Origin of the sequence: Chthoniobacter sp. (assembly GCF_040003245.1) — a bacterium.
Taxonomy (GTDB): Bacteria; Verrucomicrobiota; Verrucomicrobiia; order Chthoniobacterales; family Chthoniobacteraceae; genus Chthoniobacter.
The window spans coordinates 1-15358 of the sequence record NZ_JBDUCX010000067.1; the positions used below are offsets into that span (position 1 = coordinate 1).

Genomic DNA, 15358 nt, shown 5'->3' on the forward strand with positions numbered 1-15358 from the left:
CCGTGGGTGGCATGCGCCTTGATGAGCTTTGCACAGAAAAGAGGCACGACCGTCATGGCGACGACATAGGAGGCGAAGAGCGAGAGCACGACCGACAGGGCAAGCGCGCTGAAAAGGAAGCGACTCACGCCGTAGAGAAACGTGACGGGGAAGAAAACGACGGCCGTGGTGAGCGTCGCCGCGAGCACCGGCAGTGCGACTTCGCGGCCACCCTTCTCGGCGGCGACCTCAGGAGTTTCGCCGAGTTCGAGGTGCCGGTAGATATTTTCAAGGACCACGACCGAGTTGTCGATCAGACGGGAAAAGGCCAGCGCAAGGCCGCCGAGGATCATCGAGTTGATCGAGCTATCACCGAAGGCCAGGCCGATGAATGCGGCGAGCGCGGAGAGCGGGATGGAAAGGAAGACGGCCAGCGTCGCGCGAAAGTTCCCGAGGAAGATCAGGATCATCAATCCGGTCAGGACGAGGCCGATAGCGCCCTCGTGGAGCAGATTTTCGATAGCGGTCTTGACGAAGACGGATTGATCGAAGACCACCTTCGCAACGAGTGATTTCGGTATGTCCACCAAACCGGCGACGGCTTCCTTGATGCCGTTGACGACAGCAATCGTGTTCGCGTCGCCGCCTTGTTTTAACACCGGCAGATAAACCGACCGCTGGCCGTCGACGCGGACGATGCTCGTCTGGATTTGTGAGCTATCCGAAGCGTGGCCGATATCGCCGACGAGGACCGAGGTGCCATCGACGGTTTTCAAGGGCAGGGCATTGATTTCGTCCACGCCCTTGAGTTGGCTGTTCGTATAAAGGCTGTAGTCAAAGGGGCCGATCTTTACATCGCCGGCGGGGAGGATGAGGTTGGATTCGTTCACCGAACGAACCACGTCCATGACGCTGAGTTGATGTGCTTCCAGTTTCAACGGGTCGACATAAACCATGATCTGCCGGTAACGCCCTCCGAAGGGCTGTGGCACAGAAGCTCCGGGCACGTTGGCGACCTGGTTGCGCACAGTGTATTGCCCGGTATCGCGCAGTTGGGTCTCGTTCAAGCCTTCGCCCTTCAACGTGATGAGACAGACCGGCAGGCTCGATGCATCGAATTTCAACACGACCGGTGGGAGCGTGCCGGGGGGCAATTTACGAAGGTTCGCCATCGCGAGATTTGAGATGGTCGTTACGGCGGAGTCGGCATTGGTGCCCGGCTGGAAATAGACTTTGATCAAACTCACCCCCGGCAGCGACCGCGACTCGATGTGGTCGATGCCACTGCCGAGGGTGAAGAAACGTTCGAAACGACCGGTGATGTCGTTCTCGATTTGCTCCGGAGGCATCCCATTGAAAAAAGTGGCGACCACTACGACCGGGATCTTGATCGAGGGGAACAAGTCCACCGGCATGCGGATGACGCACATCCCGCCGACCACGCAGACCATGAGGCAGATGACAATGATGAGGTAGGGGTAGCGGATCGAAAAACGGGACATGGTGAAAGAAAATGGTTGTGGGCGGGATCCGGGCGGCTTGCTCTAGCAGGGTTCGCCGAGGATTTTTCGCAGACCCGCTTTGGAAAAATTCGCCGAGCGGCAGAATTCCAGAATCACTCGTTCCTGGTCGCGGACGCGGGCCGCGACGACCGGCAATTCGGCCGCGACAGCAAGGGGGATGCGCACTATCCCGTGGCGGTCGCCGTGGATCAAATCACCCGCGCGGATGTGCAGTCCGGCCACTTCGACTGGCGTGTTGACCTCGATGACATGCATGTAGGCGTGAGACACCGACAGCGTGCGGGAGAAAAGCTGAAAGCCCGTGCGTCCGACCGCGGGCACATCGCGCACTGCCCCGTCGGTGATCACACCGACGCAGCCGAGGGCCTGCAGGATGGCGGCATGGATTTCGCCGATAAAGGCGCCCCCCCCTCCCGGTCGCCGGTCGGCATCTTGAATGACCACGACGTGCGGTCCAGGCACCGCGTCCAGTTGATCCCACCAGTCCGTGTGCTGCGCGTACGTCCCCCCCTCCATCGGAGGATTGCTGCTTCGCACTCGAAGCGTCACGGCGTAGCCGATCATGGGCGGCATGTCGGGAAAATGGCATTGCAGTGTGTTGTTGGTGAAGCCTTCGTTGCGCAGCCGCACATCGAAACATTCGATCGCATTGGCCACCGCGCAGGTGTCGAATGTGGCCAGGGCTTTGAGTGCGGCGTCGGGAATCGGCGGGTTCATATGGTGGGGTCTTATTCCGTGGTGGGAATTTCCATCAGCTTCGGCACGACCTTCTGGCCGGGTTGAATGCCGGAGCGGCTGCCGACGATGACCATATCGCCCAGCGCCAACCCCGCAGTCACTTCGTCCTTCGACGGTGTCACCAAGCCCAGCGTCACCGGGCGTTCCTCCACAACTCCGCCGCCATTGACGACGAATACCTTCGGCTTTTCGCCCACGGCAATGGCCTGCACCGGCACGGTGATCGCGTCTTTGCTCTCGCGCAGGACCAAGTTGACACTGGCATACATGCCCGGCGTCAAGCGACCGTCGCTGTTATCGATCTCCGCTTCGGTGGACATCGTGCGGGTGGCACGATCCACCTTTCCGGCAAAGCGTGAAACTCTGGCTTCCAGCGTCGCATTGATCGATCCCACGGTAACTCGCAGAGCCGCCCCGACCTTGACGAGCGACACAGCGGATTCCGGGACCGGGAAAACGAGCCGCAGCCGCTTGTCTTCGGCAATGTCCACGACGGGCGCCTGTGCGCTCGATGAAGTCCCCGCCTGGATCAGCGCGCCGGGATCCGCGTAGCGTTTGACAATCACGCCGTCGAAAGGCGCCGCGATCGTTGTGTAGGACATCATGGAACGCACTTTGCTCAACTCCGCGGTGCTTTCTCCGACCCGCTGCTTCGCCACGGCCAGCGTCCCGCCGGCGGTCGCGTCCTTGGTTTGCGCCGCATCCAATTCCTGCGCCGCCACGAGCTTCGGATGCTCTTTCGCCACATCCTGCAAGCGCCGGCACGCGAGGTGGGCTTCGTTATAGGTTGCTTCTGCGCGGATGATCTCTTGTTCGCTCGCCCGAAGTGACGCGGATGCTTTCGCCAGATCGTCTTTCAATTCCGGCACGTCCAGCTGCGCGATCGCCTGCCCCTCGCGGACATGATCGCCAACATCCACGGCAATCGACTGCAAAAAGCCCGCGATTTTTGCGTGCAGCGCAACTTGCTGATACGGGCGGAATTCCGCCGCGATCATTAGCGTTTGGTGAAGGTCTTCGCGGGAAACTTTGGTGACCGCGACGATGGGCAAACGGCTCGGCGATCCTTCGCCGGATAGGGGATGCCTGCCGCGGATTACGAATCCAGCGGCGACAGCCAGGCACAGGACTGCAGCGAACACGCAGATGTTCGTCCGGGTGCGGCGAATTGATTTTTGAGGTGTTTGCATCTGAGGGGGGCTGTTCTCCTCTTTCCTGGACTGGCTGGCTGGATCGATGGGCTCGAGCTGGATCATGGGTTACTGGGCTTTCGGAAGTGCCACCGTCACATGGCAGCCGGTGGGTGAGATGTTGTCGACGCTGACGGAACCACCGTGCGCGAGGCAAATCGAGTGGACGATCGAAAGGCCAAGACCTGCCCCGTCAATCTTTCGCGAGCGCACTTCATCCGCGCGGTAAAAGCGCTCGAACAGATGCGGCAGGGCCGCCTCGGAAACACCGGGACCGGTGTCGGATACTTCCATGAACGCCGTGCCATTCTGGGCGCGCACAGCCAGCGAGACCCGGCCCTTTTCCGGCGTGTACTTGATCGCGTTGTCGAGCAGGTTCACGACGACTTGCTTGAGTCGCGAGCGGTCGGCCTCGATCTCCACGGGGGTGGCCGTCTCGTAGACGAGTTCGATCTGCTTGACCTCCGCGAGCAGGCACATTTGCTCCGCGGTGGTTTCGGCAAGCTTGGCCAGGTCGAAGCGCACACGCTCGGTCTGCGCCTCGCCGGTATCGAGCCGCGAAAGGGCGAAGAGCCCCTCGACGATCCGCACCAGCCGTTCTGCTTCCTCGAGCAGGCTGGCGACCGTGTCGCGCAATTCGGGCTCGAGCTTTTGCCCGAGCAGGATCGCCTCGAGTTCGCCGCGAATAATGGTCAGCGGTGTTCGCAATTCATGCGAGGCGTCGGCGGTGAAGCGGGCGGTGTTTTGAAACGATTCGTCGAGCCGGGCGATCATTTGATTCAGCACTGTCGCGAGGTGTGCGATCTCGTCATCACCGTGGAGCGTGGGCAGCCGCCGGCTCAGGTGGCGGAGTGTAATCTCCTGCGCGCCGCGCATCATGGTCTGCACGGGTTGCAGCGCCCGCTTGGTGAGGATGTAGCCGCCCAGGATCACGACCCCCAGCACCACCGGCAGACCGAGCAGCAGCGTCATGAGCAGGCGGTGCAGCAGGCGCGCGTTGGCCGTCAGCGTCCCTCCCACTTCCACCAGGAACGTCTCGTTGCGGACCGGAACGCGTTGCGTGGCGACGAGCAGGCGTGTCCCTTCCGGTGCGGTCACCTGATAGGACGCCGTTCCATTTCTCCCACTCGTCCACGGCGGCAGCTCTTCCGGGACAAAACTGCGATCGATCGGCGCGGACGAAAGAAAGAGCACTTTCCCGTCCGCGCGGGAGACCCGCACAAACCGGTCGTTCGTCACGGGGTCGTAGCGCTTGACGATCTCCCGCGCGACGTACGCCGGGTCTTTGGCCGCCGCGTCGCTGGACAGGAGGTCGGCGATCTGCTGGGCGCGATGCGCCATGGCCTCGCGCAGCACTTGATTGCCAAAGAAGCGCAGCGTCGTGTAGGTGAACGCGCCGAAGCCCAGCAGCACCAGGAGCAGCACTCCCGCGTACCAGGCGATCAACCGAAAATGGATCGACTGGGAATTCATTCCGCGCCGTCTTCATTGATCACGTAGCCCACGCTGCGCACGGTATGGATCAGCTTTTTTTCGAAGGGTTCGTCGATCTTGGCGCGCAACTGGCGGACATACACATCCACGATATTCGTCAGCCCTTCGAAGCTCTGGTCCCACACGTGCTCCACGATCATGGTCCGCGACAGCACCCGCCCGGCATTGGTCGCCAGGTACTCGAGCAGGCCGTATTCCTTCGCGGTGAGCTTGATGGCGATTCCATTGCGCCGCACCTGGTGCGCGACTCGATCGATCTCCAGGTCGGCGATCTGGATCACATTTGCCCGGGGCACGGCACCGCGCCGGAGCAGCGCCTTGATCCGCACCAGCAACTCGGCAAAGGCGAATGGCTTCGTGAGATAGTCGTCCGCGCCCGATTCGAAATTGGCCAGCTTGTCCGAGAGCGCATCGCGCGCGGTCAGCACCACGATCGGCACCTCGGTATTCGATCGGCGGACGCGGCGGATCAACTCGGTCCCGCTGATCCCCGGCAGCATCAGGTCGACGATCAACAAATCGTAAGGGTTGATCGTGGCCATCTGCAGCCCCGTCTTGCCATCGCGCGCGGAATCCACCGCGAACCGCTCGGCCTTGAGGCCGACGGAGATGAAGCGGGCTACTTTCTCTTCGTCTTCAACGAGAAGGATGCGCATATCCGGCAGACTAGACACTGCGCTTCTGCGGGTCTTATGAAAGTAAAATTAGGATTTCCTAATGCAGAGGATCCTGATCCCCCAAACCCTATTCAACTTCCGAAATGGAACTGGAGGGCAGCGCGCCGTCGCTTCCGGGTAGGTGCGCTTTCCACGGCGCCGACGGCGCGGTGCCCTCCAGCGTGCTATCTGCGAACAGAGATTCCCTGATCCTAAACGGCAGTAATGCCCTTCGCCCGTACGGTGTGGGCCGGAAAGGCTTTTGCTCCGCGGCGGCGATTTCTTCCGAGGTGGGCCGTGGCGCATCCTCCCAAGCGGGCGCGGGTGGCCCTTTCGCTTCGAGGAGAATTTTCAAGCCATCGACATCGGCGTTGACCAGGCCAGTGAGGGTATCCCGATTCCACGGGTTCACGTTTGAATTCTTCGGCGACAGGCAATAGCCGGGCACGGTGATGTTGAAGGAGATCTGTTCCCCGGGCACCGCGTTGGCCGTGAATTTGCCCTCCTCGCCGATCATCACGAGTTGCGAATCCCAGGCGTTTTTCCGCGATAGCATCAGGCGCGTGTTGGGCGGCACCGGTTTGCCATCGGCGAGGATCACCCGGCCCGTGAGGCGGTAGGCCGGCACGGCGGTGAGGTCGCCCAGTTCCGTCGGCTGGCCGTCGTTGGCGGAAGTGACATCCATGCGGAAGGCGGCGTGGCGCTTTTGCATCGCGTCCATCGTAGCAAAGAGCTGCAGCTTTACGCCCTCCGGGACGTTGGAGAAAACGAAGCGGCCGTCCGCGTCCGTGGCCGAAGTTAAATCGCAAATGAATACCCCGCACTGCCGCGCGTCCGTCGCCATGGCGAGCGGGACGCCCGCGAGCGGCTGGCCATTGGCCACGAGGCGGCCGCGCACCTCGGCGCCGGCTTTCAAGCGCAGCAACGCCATCTTGGCCGGCTCGAGCTGGAACCAGCGCGGGCAGCGGCCCGGCGCCTTCACGAGAACGTGGGCGCCCTGGATGTCCTCGCCCGCCACGATGTGAAATTCGCCCTGCAGATCGCTTACCGTCATCGAGTCGACCTTGGCGTTGCAGCCCCAGCTCGTGGTGTCGCCGCGCACGACCCCGTCGATGTCGAGGACGGCCCCGGCGACGGGCTTGCCATCCGGCCCGATGATGCGGCCGCTGATGACCCGCTTGGGATCCAGCTTCGACAGATCGCGGGTGCGCAAGGGCATCGTCACGGATCCCTTTTCCGGCAACAGCCCGGAACTCACCGCCGGCTCGAAACCGGGGGCGATGACGATGATACAGAAATTCATCGCCGCATCGAGCGAGGGGAGTGTGAAGTGCCCGGCGTCGTCGGTGACCGATCGCTTCCCGCAATCAGGATAGGTTTAGGGACACAACGGGCTGCTGCCGGTGCGCGGCCTTTCGGCCAGGATCATGACGGTGGCGCCCGCCACCGGCGCCTTGGCCGGGTCGACGACCTGCCCGGTGAGGTCGAGGGCGCGGGTGCTCCACGGGGCGGCCAGGAGGAGTAGGGCGAGGAGAGTGCGAGTGTGCATCAGCAGGGGGATTACTTGTTGGAGGAGAGGAACGATTCGATGACGGTCTGCAAATGTCCGCCAGCAGGGTTGCGCGTGAGCAGGCGGCCATCGGCCCCGAGCAAAAATACGGACGGCAGGATATCCACCCCGAGCTTCTCCGTGATCTGCGCCTTTTCGACGCCGGTGAGCCACGCCTGATCCCAATGCCACTGCTGCGCCTGGACGAATTTCTGCGCCGCGTCCACATCCTCATCCAGCGAGATGCCGACCATGGCAAAACGCGGATCGGTTCCGTGGGCATCGTATAGCTGCTTCCACTGCGCCAGCGTCTCCGCGGAAGGCGGCGCCCAACTCGCCCAGAAGACCACCAGCACTTGCTTCCCGGCGTATTTCGTCAGCGGCAACAGTTGGCCTTGGAAAGTCTGTGCGGTGAATTGGACCGGCGGCCGGCGCGGCGCGGCTCCCTCGGGGACGACCACGGTGAAATCGCCCAGGGCGATCGGCCCGTTCTCTTTCCCGGCTGGAATGACGACGTCCTTTTCCAGCGAGCCGAGTTCGTTGGCGGACTGATTTGGCTCGCGGTCGTGCCGCGCGGCGCTCACGCGTAGCCGGTATTTGCCCGGCGGCACTCCTTCGCCCTGGAACGAGCCATCGGGTGCGAAACCCAGAGGGTAGCTGGAGCGCACCAGAATGCCGGGCCGGGAGGCCCTGACGATTGCCTCCGCATAGTCGCGCTGGCGGATGAAATCCTCATAATTCGGCCAGGCGTTCCTTTCATTTTCATCCTGGCTCAGGAGGGCGGTGGTGATGTCCTTGGTCCAGTCGACCTCCGCCTCCGGCGAACTCAAGCGCACGCGCCCCGTGACGGTCACGCCATGACCCGTCACGTCGAGGTGCGTGATTTCGCCGCCTTCTTTCACCTCCACGGGCGTGGCGTACGATTGCGGCCACTGCCCCTTGGAGGGTTGCGTCGCGTAAATCAAACAGGGGCCGATCGGCGCCGGCGCGAAGCGAAAATGTCCGTCCGCGTCCGTCTTGACGTCGATGGTGAAACTCAGGTCATACGGCCTCTGCCCGGAAAGTGATTGCAACTGCAGTCGCTGGCCCGCGCGTGGCTGGCCATTGACCGCGTGCGTGCCCTCCACCACGCCCCAAGCTCCCAGCTTCACCTCGGTCATGCCCTGCAACTGTCCGGCAGTGATCGCGAGAAACCCCTGGTCGTGGATAAAGATCACCGTCGTTTCCGGCGCGATTTCGGGCAGGGCAAAGGCGCCTTCGGCGTCGGCGTGCAAGGTTTTGGCGTCGCGGGGTTCGACGCGCATTTTGGATTTTAAGAAGGTTGAGACATTGATGTAGGAGCGCTGGCCGGCGGGGTTGGTGATGATCACGCTGGCCCGGGCGGCGGGTTGCCCGCCGGGCAGAAGCACTTTGCCCTGCAAGGCGCGACCGGCGCGGAGGGTGGCGGTCAAGGCTGGCTCGCCGGCCAGTGGATCGAGCGTTCCGCTGGTGAATGGGAGGAGCCCGGGCGCCTCGACGCGCAGACGAAAGGCAGAGCCCTGCGATTTTTCAAACGGCACGACGGCGACACAGGCGCCATCCCTGCCCTCGGCCACGGCTTCGAATCCCTTGTCCCGCGAGCGGCTCCCATCGCCGTAGGCGGCGAGGACGGTGAAGTGAGCCAGCGGATTGCCATCTTCGCCCAAGGCCTTGACCGCGACCTCGGTGCCTTCCGGTCCCGTGGAACGCAGCGTCACGGTCGTCTCCGCCGCGCCGGGTGTGAGGCGCATGATGCGCCGGGGATGCTTCTCGGCCGACAAGGAGTAGACTTCGGGCTCGAGTGGCGCGGCCGGCCAGGTGATGCGCCCCTGCGCATCGCTCTGGCCCGTCCAGCCGAGTTGGAGTTCGGTGGGAGCCAGCGACGCACCCGCGATCGGTGCGCCGGCTTCATCCACGATGTGCACGCGAAGCGGCACGGGCGGCGACATTGTGAAATCCTGCTCGGCGAGGCCGGGGGCGACCGTGACCACTTGGGCGGTCGTGGCGAAGCCTTCGCCAGTGAGCGCGAGGAGGATCTGGTGCGGATCGCGATGAGTCAGGGTGAAGCGACCCTGCGCATCCGTCTGCAAGACGGCGATCGGATCCTGGCTGCGGCGATCACGCTCCGTCAGGGTGATGCCGGGGAGCGGGTGCCCGGCGGCGTCGCGCACGATGCCGTGTACGTCCAATCCATCCGGGAAGACGGTGACGAGGTTGCCCTGCCGCACTGCTCGCAGATCGAGCTCTTCTGTGGTCTGGGCCGTGCGGGCATTTCCCACCTCCACGCGATGGCGGCCGCCGCCCGGCCGCTGGAAGGAGAAGAGCAAATTCGACGGGCCGATCGGAAAATGCGGGCAGGTCCAGCGGCCCTGTGCGTCGGTCACGATGGGCGGGAAGTATTGCGACACATACGCGGGAAACTGCGCAAATGGGACGTCCTTTTGCTCGTCCCAATAGACTTTCGCGCCTGTCATCTCGACGCCGATTCCCGCCAGGGGCTGGCCGGTGGCATCGCGCACGGTGCCGCCAATCGCTGCCCCGCGGTCCAGCTTGATCACGCAATCGCCCGCGAACTCCGCATTGCCTTGGTAGGGATTTTTCTGCCAGGCCACGGGAGCGTAATCCGGATGCGCCACGAGGAAGCCGTAGTTGATATCGGCCGTGGAAAGATACGCCACGCCGGAGGGGTCGGTCAGCGCGGGAGCTCCGGCTTTCGACACGACGAGGTAGGAAGCGTAGGGCGTATGAAGGCGCGCACCGGCCAACGGGTTGCCCGGTCGCGGCATCGAGCACGGTGACGCGCCGCGTTTTCTCCGGCGCGAGGACTTTGGCGACTTCCGCGCGGACGCGCTGCGCCGCATCGGTGAGACCCACTACCGCGAGCAGGGCGATGAGCCCGGCGGCCAGCCACGACCAGCGGGGATTGCCGCGGAAGTGTGCGATCATGCGAATGCGCCGCACCATCTGCCTCTTGCTTTCGACGATGCCCATGAGGCCCGGTGCGGTCGCCGGGTGCAGCGGACTTTCGAGCAGCTTGATGATCGTGCGGCCATACTCGTCGGCCGGGCGATCGCCGTTGCGCTCGATGGCGAGGGCGTCGCAGGCGGATTCGCGGTCGGCCTGCATGCGCCGCAGGCCCAGCCAGATGATGGGATTGAACCAGTGCAGCACTTGCAGGAGCGTCACGAGCCAGTTCATCGGCAGGTCGAGCCGGCGGACGTGTGCCATTTCATGCAGGAAGACGTGGCGCAATTCCGGAGCGGAGAAATTGCGGGCGAGACCGGTGGGGAGGAGCAACTGTGGGCGCAGGAAACCGAAGACGGCGGGGCTGTGAATGGTGCTGGTCTCCCACGCGACGAGCGGGCGACGCAGGCCCATGCGCACCCGGCACACTTCCAGCAGGCCGAGGACGTCCGGATCGGCGAGACGGGTCGCGGCGCGGATGCGGCGCTGCATTTTCCAGGAGATGAAAAGGATGCGCGCCGCGAGCAGGATGACGCCGACGGCCCAGACGAGGACCAGGGCTTCGTGCCAGGGGAAGGGGGAGTGCGGCTTCGGCTGCGGAGGGGCGATGGCGAGCGGCGGTGCCGGAGCCTGGGGCACCGGCAAGGCTACCGTCGTGGGCGCGGGCGCGGGTTTCGATTCGACATTCGTTTCCTGCGGCGCAGCGGTGGCTGGTGATGGGACGTCGGTGTTGGCAGTGACGGGTGCGGATGCGGGTGCGGGCACGACCCGCTCGATGGCGGCGCTCGCCCGGGCGGTTCCCCAGTCCACCGCATTGAAGACGCTGAGGGGGCTTTGCCACGAGAAGGGGAGGACGAGGCGTACCACCACGAGCAGCCACAGATTGTAACGCCAGCCGGCGGGCAGGCGCTGGCCGGCCAGGAATTGGACCGCGAGGACGAGGACGACGAGGGCGGAAGCTTGCCAGGAGAGCCGCCATACTTGGTCCAGGAAGGATTCGAGCAGGGTCATCATTTGCCGCCCTCCAGGATGCGCTTTAACTCGCGGATATCCTTGGCCGAGAGCTTTTGCTGTTCGACGAAATGAGCGAGCATGGGCTGGAGCGAGCCGCCGAAGACGCGATCCAGAAAAGACGCACTGGCCTGGTCGGCGCATTCCTCGGCGGTGAAGAGAGGCTCGTAAAAATAGGCGCGGCCGCGGCTCACGAAGCTGAGGGCGCCTTTTTTGACCAGGCGGGTGATCAGGGTGTGCGCCGTCTTGGGATGCCAGGAAGGATCTTCGCGCTGCAGGGCCTGGCAAATCTCGCCCGCCGTGAGCGGCGCCTTCGTCCAGAGCACCTGCATGATCTTCCATTCCGTGTCGGTGATCGCAGGGGGTGTTTTCATCAATGGACTACATGTGTAGGCTCACGGACGACATGTGTAAATGAAAAAGTGGGAATTTATTGGAATAAAAATTTGCCGTGTCGAATACGTAGCGGCAAAGGTCGCCAAGCGGTGTGTCGATTTGGCAAAGCGGGCGATCTGGTTTCTATTCCCGCCTCCATGGCGGTCATCAGCCTTATCTTTCTCGTTCTTCTGCTCGGCGATCTTGTGTGGTGCTGGAACTTCCATCGGGCTTTGCGTCGCTTTCCCCAGCGGCGCCTCTGGAATATCGGGCTGTTCCTTTTCACGGCGATGCAGGTCGGCGGCCTGCTGCTGCTGTTTTTCGGGCGGCGCTTCGATCTGCCTTCCGAGGCGTTCATGGGCAAGCCTGTGGTCGCGGCGATTTATATCTGGCATTGCCTCGTGCTCCTGCCCACGGCCTTCGTCTGGTTCCTCTGGAAGACGGCAGTTGAAATCCTGCGCGTCGGACGAATCCTCGCGAAGAAACCGATTCCCTCCGAAGCGAACCCCAGTCCGGCTGGCGCCATGACGAGAAGAGATTTCGTCTCCGCCGCGCTTTGTGCAACACCCGCCATCGCCGCCCTCGGGATCACCGCCGTCTCCGTCGAGCAATGGAGCCGCTTTCGCATCCGCCGCCTGGAGGTTCCCGTCCCCGGTCTTCCCACCGTCTTGGACGGCCTCACCATCGCGCAAGTCACCGACTTGCACGTCGGCGTCTTTACGCGCGGCGCCATCCTCGATGCGATCGTCACCGCTTCCAACGACCTGCGACCCGATCTCGTCCTGCTCACGGGCGACCTCATCAACTACGCCCTCAGCGATCTGCCCGTCGCGTTGGACGTCGTCCGGCGATTGCAGGCCACGCATGGCGTCTTCCTTTGCGAGGGCAACCACGATCTCTTCGAAGATGCGGACTCATTTCGACAACTGACCAGGTCCGCCGGTCTTCGCTTGCTGGTCAATGAGTCCGCCCTCCTCTCGGTGCGCGGAGTGGCCTTGCAAATCCTCGGACTGCGCTGGGGTGCAGGCCACGGCGATCCGCGGGCGATGAGCAGCCGCGGGGACCTGGCCATCGCCGGCTCCATGCACGAATTGCTCGTCCAAAGGCGGCCCGACGCTTTCCCCATCCTGCTGGCGCATCACCCGCACGCGTTCGATTACGCGGAAAACATTCCGCTCACCCTGGCCGGCCACACCCATGGTGGACAATTGATGCTCACCAAGCAGATCGGATTCGGCCCCGCCATGTTCCGCTATTGGTCCGGCTTGTATCAAAAACCCGACCGCGCCCTGGTCGTCTCGAATGGAGTAGGCAACTGGTTCCCCCTCCGCAGCAACGCCCCCGCCGAAATCGTCCACCTCACCTTGCGCCGCACCGCGTAATTCCTGTCCGCGGAGGTTTGAGAAATGAAGGAAGTGGAGGCGAGGGGAGTTGAACCCGCTCAGACCGATACAAATCGCACTATTTGATGCGGTGCATCAGAGTAAATTGATTTTGCGCATCATACAGTGGGGTTTGTGTGGCCGGATTTTGTCACAGATTGTCACAAGAATTTTGAAGGCTCTTCCGCGACAAAGTGAATATGGCGGCGGCGATCAGTTTCTACTTCTACGCTTTCGACCGAAGTTCGTAGACGCGCCTCAAAACCGCGTCTTTTCCAGGTGCTCCAGGAATTCGTGGATGCGGTGTCCAGGGTCGCGTTTCGGAAAGAGCCCCTGAACCTCCACCTTCAAAACCTCGGCGAGATACATGAGCGTGCGGTCGTCCACGAAGACCATGCGGGCCTCGATCTTCGACACGCCGCTGCGGTCGATGTCGAGGCCCGCGATCTGGAGCTTGGCCGCGAACTCTGATTGCGACCAGGCGCGGTCGTAGCGGAAGCGTCGGACCTGCGGGCCGATGTTATTTTTGTAACGCCGCATGGCTGCTTCCGGTTCAGGCGGCGGCGACAGCAGCGAGAGAGAGGCTGGCCGCCTCGAAGCTCACCCGCGGCGCGCTTTCGTTCTCGCAGAGCGCCACCAGCGCCTCGGCTTTCCGTTCGGGCAGGATCGCCGCGGCCTCGGCGCGGAAATTCTCCGCGAGCTGGTAGCTCTTCACCGTGGTGAAAAGCCGGCGGAATTTGCCCCCGGCGATGTCCTGGAGCTGTTTCGCCAAATCGCTCTGTGCTTCGATCTCGGAAACGAGTGCGGCGGCTGGGAAGTTGACGCGTGCGAGGCAACCGTCGCTGCCCTTGGTGGTCCAGCGTTTGCCCCCGTTTTCGGTGGCGACGAGCGCCTTCGGATGCCGGCGCGCCTCCTTCACGAGGACGGCTTTGAGCGCTTTGAGCTGCTCGGTCTTCTGGGCGATCTCGCGGTGCAGGGCGACGGCATTGTCCACGAGGGATTGGAGTTCTTTTTCGTTCATCGGATGTAGTTTTTGAGGTTCATGCCGCGCGCTCTGGCTGGCGCATTTGCGCTCTGGATTGCGCGACGTGAAGGCTCTACACCCCGATTTTTGATTGCTCGGCTCGGCGACCTGCGTTTGTTCTCCAGTGTTCTCCAATGCACCGCTGGTGTTCTCCACTGACCTACGGAAATGGTTGACCGTTCTGAATTTGGACCGGCCCAAGGCACCCATTCCCTCGCGCGGTATCGCTCGGGGACTCTGGCACTTTACTCTGAGGAAAGTGTCCATAGCCGCGCCATTGCGACTTTGTTCACGCGAACACATCTTGATCTCGTCTCAAGAACCCACATCCCGATGAGCAAAATGACCGCCTCACAAGAATCCACCCTCACCGAAGAGGAAGACATACTCACTTCGGCGACGACCTTCGCCGCGCTGCTTTTTCTCGCGGAGAAGTTTCCGCACCGTCAATTCAATGCGAGCGAGTTGGCGATGCTCTCGGGCATCGGTCGCACCGCGATCACGCAGATCAAAAACGCGGCCGACACTCCCTTTTCTCTTGGCAAATGCACGATGCGCCGGCTCGATGCCTGGCTGCGGCGTCACCCCGGCTACAAACAGACCTGAGCGCGATAGGTGCTCTCTCCCCCCGCCGTCATGCTCAAAGGAATTCGCAAGAACATCACGGTCCCCGGCCTCTTGGCGCCGGCGTTGCGACTGCGCTTCCATGAATTTGGTTTTCGCACGCTTTCGCCGTTCACCGTCGATCTCGTGAGCTACGACCTGCAGAGCGGCGCAAAGCACACGATCACGCTCGCGATCGCTCGGGACACTTTGGCCGCGCAGGACGCGGTCGATGCCGAGATCGTGGCTCGCTATCGGCCCGGTCAGCCGCGCGAGGGGCTGCTCGTGCAGGTCGTTGAGCGCCTGACCGAACTCCGTACGATGGCGCGAAACTGGACACCTCCACCGCTCAATGCGAAACCGGAGCGCATCACCTTCCCCGCTCGCCTTTGGCAGCTCGTGGATCTGCGGTGGGAGGAACTCGGCTATGCTTCCTTATCGGCCTACGTCACGGGTCTCGTCCGTTACGATCTGCTCATCGGCGGGCCGCATCGGCCGCAAATCCCCGATACTCGCCGCTCCGTGCAGGATGCCTTCGCTCGCGTCACCGTTGCGCGCCGCAAAAGTGGCGCAAGGCGGAAGCTATATCTTGACCACTTGATCGAGCGCGCTGAGGGCCGTCCTCTAGATGAGACGGAACTCGAGAAAATCAAAGCGAAGATCGCGCACCACCTGCGCACTGCCCTACTCCCGCCGTGAGCCGCCGCGCCTCCGCGCCGCACAGGCCGGCGACAGCCGCCGAGCACGGAAGACACCCTTACCTTTCCCTTCCCAGGCAGCGCGCCGACTGAGCGCGGGCGAGCGACCGAGCGAGGAGGATCAAGCCTGCTTGGCCGTTGCGAAGCCTCCCCG

At 63.0% G+C, this 15358-nt stretch carries 15 protein-coding genes; 4 read left to right on the plus strand and 11 right to left on the minus strand.

Annotation, left to right across the window (positions count from 1 at the left end; genetic code table 11):
- The 8 genes from ABJF10_RS11425 to ABJF10_RS11460 all read right to left on the minus strand — a co-directional run.
- On the minus strand, positions 1-1481 hold a 1481-nt coding region (locus ABJF10_RS11425), incomplete at its 3' end, for an efflux RND transporter permease subunit (RefSeq protein ID WP_348544696.1).
- Between the two features lie 42 nt (positions 1482-1523).
- Positions 1524-2219 carry an RraA family protein gene (locus tag ABJF10_RS11430; RefSeq protein ID WP_348544697.1) on the minus strand — a complete coding sequence of 232 codons (696 nt, stop codon included), beginning with the start codon at positions 2217-2219 and terminating at the stop codon, positions 1524-1526.
- A gap of 11 nt (positions 2220-2230) precedes the next feature.
- Positions 2231-3496: an efflux RND transporter periplasmic adaptor subunit gene (locus ABJF10_RS11435; RefSeq protein WP_348544698.1), complete on the minus strand. Its 1266-nt coding sequence runs from the start codon at positions 3494-3496 to the stop codon at positions 2231-2233.
- Positions 3497-3499: 3 nt separating this feature from the next.
- Positions 3500-4903 (minus strand): HAMP domain-containing sensor histidine kinase, encoded by a 1404-nt coding sequence (locus ABJF10_RS11440; protein WP_348544699.1) that lies wholly within the window; start codon positions 4901-4903, stop codon positions 3500-3502.
- Complete coding sequence (locus tag ABJF10_RS11445; protein WP_348544700.1) at positions 4900-5580, minus strand: response regulator transcription factor; 681 nt, start codon at positions 5578-5580, stop codon at positions 4900-4902. The genes ABJF10_RS11440 and ABJF10_RS11445 overlap by 4 nt, the downstream gene beginning before the upstream one ends.
- Positions 5581-5668: 88 nt before the next feature.
- Positions 5669-6883 carry a hypothetical protein gene (locus tag ABJF10_RS11450; RefSeq protein ID WP_348544701.1) on the minus strand — a complete coding sequence of 405 codons (1215 nt, stop codon included), beginning with the start codon at positions 6881-6883 and terminating at the stop codon, positions 5669-5671.
- Positions 6884-6958: 75 nt separating this feature from the next.
- On the minus strand, positions 6959-7129 hold the full coding sequence (locus tag ABJF10_RS11455; protein ID WP_348544702.1) for a hypothetical protein: 171 nt from the start codon (positions 7127-7129) through the stop codon (positions 6959-6961).
- An 11-nt stretch (positions 7130-7140) separates the two neighbouring features.
- On the minus strand, positions 7141-9867 hold the full coding sequence (locus ABJF10_RS11460) for a carboxypeptidase regulatory-like domain-containing protein (RefSeq protein ID WP_348544703.1): 2727 nt from the start codon (positions 9865-9867) through the stop codon (positions 7141-7143).
- Positions 9868-9916: 49 nt separating this feature from the next.
- Here ABJF10_RS11460 and ABJF10_RS11465 point away from each other — a divergent pair, with 49 nt between their 5' ends.
- On the plus strand, positions 9917-10828 hold the full coding sequence (locus ABJF10_RS11465) for a hypothetical protein (protein WP_348544704.1): 912 nt from the start codon (positions 9917-9919) through the stop codon (positions 10826-10828).
- 293 nt (positions 10829-11121) lie between these two features.
- On the opposite strand, the gene ABJF10_RS11470 is transcribed toward ABJF10_RS11465, so the two are convergent.
- Positions 11122-11496 carry a BlaI/MecI/CopY family transcriptional regulator gene (locus ABJF10_RS11470; protein ID WP_348544705.1) on the minus strand — a complete coding sequence of 125 codons (375 nt, stop codon included), beginning with the start codon at positions 11494-11496 and terminating at the stop codon, positions 11122-11124.
- Between the two features lie 159 nt (positions 11497-11655).
- Between ABJF10_RS11470 and ABJF10_RS11475 the strand changes: the two genes are divergently transcribed.
- Positions 11656-12879: a metallophosphoesterase gene (locus ABJF10_RS11475; RefSeq protein ID WP_348544707.1), complete on the plus strand. Its 1224-nt coding sequence runs from the start codon at positions 11656-11658 to the stop codon at positions 12877-12879.
- Between the two features lie 258 nt (positions 12880-13137).
- Here the strand turns inward: ABJF10_RS11475 and ABJF10_RS11480 are convergent, their stop codons facing one another.
- Together ABJF10_RS11480 and ABJF10_RS11485 are read right to left on the minus strand one after the other, a co-directional pair.
- Positions 13138-13419 (minus strand): helix-turn-helix transcriptional regulator, encoded by a 282-nt coding sequence (locus ABJF10_RS11480; protein ID WP_348544708.1) that lies wholly within the window; start codon positions 13417-13419, stop codon positions 13138-13140.
- Positions 13420-13432: 13 nt separating this feature from the next.
- Entirely contained in the window at positions 13433-13900 is a 468-nt protein-coding gene (locus ABJF10_RS11485; protein ID WP_348544709.1) for a hypothetical protein, read from the minus strand.
- Positions 13901-14236: 336 nt separating this feature from the next.
- Here ABJF10_RS11485 and ABJF10_RS11490 point away from each other — a divergent pair, with 336 nt between their 5' ends.
- Together ABJF10_RS11490 and ABJF10_RS11495 are read left to right on the plus strand one after the other, a co-directional pair.
- Positions 14237-14509: a hypothetical protein gene (locus tag ABJF10_RS11490; protein WP_348544710.1), complete on the plus strand. Its 273-nt coding sequence runs from the start codon at positions 14237-14239 to the stop codon at positions 14507-14509.
- Positions 14510-14539: 30 nt separating this feature from the next.
- On the plus strand, positions 14540-15205 hold the full coding sequence (locus ABJF10_RS11495) for a hypothetical protein (protein WP_348544711.1): 666 nt from the start codon (positions 14540-14542) through the stop codon (positions 15203-15205).
- The last annotated feature ends 153 nt before the right edge of the window (positions 15206-15358 follow it).

Coding starts and splice junctions, on each gene's coding strand:
- ABJF10_RS11430 (WP_348544697.1), bottom strand. CDS start 2,219: ATGAACCCGCCGATTCCCGACGCCGCACTCAAAGCCCTGGCCACATTC.
- ABJF10_RS11435 (WP_348544698.1), bottom strand. CDS start 3,496: ATGATCCAGCTCGAGCCCATCGATCCAGCCAGCCAGTCCAGGAAAGAG.
- ABJF10_RS11440 (WP_348544699.1), bottom strand. CDS start 4,903: ATGAATTCCCAGTCGATCCATTTTCGGTTGATCGCCTGGTACGCGGGA.
- ABJF10_RS11445 (WP_348544700.1), bottom strand. CDS start 5,580: ATGCGCATCCTTCTCGTTGAAGACGAAGAGAAAGTAGCCCGCTTCATC.
- ABJF10_RS11450 (WP_348544701.1), bottom strand. CDS start 6,883: ATGAATTTCTGTATCATCGTCATCGCCCCCGGTTTCGAGCCGGCGGTG.
- ABJF10_RS11455 (WP_348544702.1), bottom strand. CDS start 7,129: ATGCACACTCGCACTCTCCTCGCCCTACTCCTCCTGGCCGCCCCGTGG.
- ABJF10_RS11470 (WP_348544705.1), bottom strand. CDS start 11,496: ATGAAAACACCCCCTGCGATCACCGACACGGAATGGAAGATCATGCAG.
- ABJF10_RS11475 (WP_348544707.1), top strand. CDS start 11,656: ATGGCGGTCATCAGCCTTATCTTTCTCGTTCTTCTGCTCGGCGATCTT.
- ABJF10_RS11480 (WP_348544708.1), bottom strand. CDS start 13,419: ATGCGGCGTTACAAAAATAACATCGGCCCGCAGGTCCGACGCTTCCGC.
- ABJF10_RS11485 (WP_348544709.1), bottom strand. CDS start 13,900: ATGAACGAAAAAGAACTCCAATCCCTCGTGGACAATGCCGTCGCCCTG.
- ABJF10_RS11490 (WP_348544710.1), top strand. CDS start 14,237: ATGAGCAAAATGACCGCCTCACAAGAATCCACCCTCACCGAAGAGGAA.
- ABJF10_RS11495 (WP_348544711.1), top strand. CDS start 14,540: ATGCTCAAAGGAATTCGCAAGAACATCACGGTCCCCGGCCTCTTGGCG.